The sequence below is a fragment of the Nocardiopsis synnemataformans genome (assembly GCF_965343085.1).
GTDB classification, from domain to species: Bacteria; Actinomycetota; Actinomycetes; order Streptosporangiales; family Streptosporangiaceae; genus Nocardiopsis; species Nocardiopsis alborubida.
Window position 1 is genome coordinate 1 of the sequence record NZ_CBDRFA010000190.1, and the last position, 610, is coordinate 610.

The 610-nt window shown below is 65.4% G+C and carries 1 protein-coding gene; it reads left to right on the forward strand.

The window, feature by feature from the left end:
- Window positions 1-610, forward strand: a 610-nt coding sequence (locus ACSIH6_RS39405; RefSeq protein WP_435114000.1) for an AMP-binding protein, incomplete at both ends; no start/stop codon positions are given.

Here is a 610-nt window from a genome sequence, read left to right on the forward strand (position 1 = left end):
CGTTCAGGTCACTCATCGCGGTTTCCGTCATCTCGCCCAGTGGCAGTACGAGAACTACGGTTTGGACACTCCGCAGCGGGTTCTGCAGGGAACGTCCCTGAGCTTCGATATCTCAGTGTGGGAGCTCTGCACCGCGCTGCTGTCCGGCGGGACACTGGTGGTGCCGCCCCCCGGCCTCCAGATGGCCGGTTCCGACCTCGCGGAGCTGCTGATTGAGCAGGGCGTCGAGAACATCAACTTGACGCCGGCCGCGCTCTCCACGTTGCCGGAGGAGTCCCTTCCCTTCGTACGCTGCATCTCCGTCGGCGGTGACGCCTGTCCTCTCGACCTGGTCCGTGTCTGGGCTCCCGGCCGCGCGTTCTTCAACGGGTACGGTCCGACCGAGGCCACGGTCGCTGTGTGCCTCGCCCGGTACACGTCCGATCTGGAGCGCGTCCACATCGGCCGCCCCATGTCCGGGACGCAGCTGTACGTTCTCAATCCGCGTCATCAGCTCCAGCCGGTTGGTGTTGTTGGTGAGCTCTACATCGGTGGGGCCGGTCTCGCCCGCGGGTATCTGCACCGGCCCGATCTGACGGCCCAGGCCTTCATCGCCAATCCCTTCGGTAAA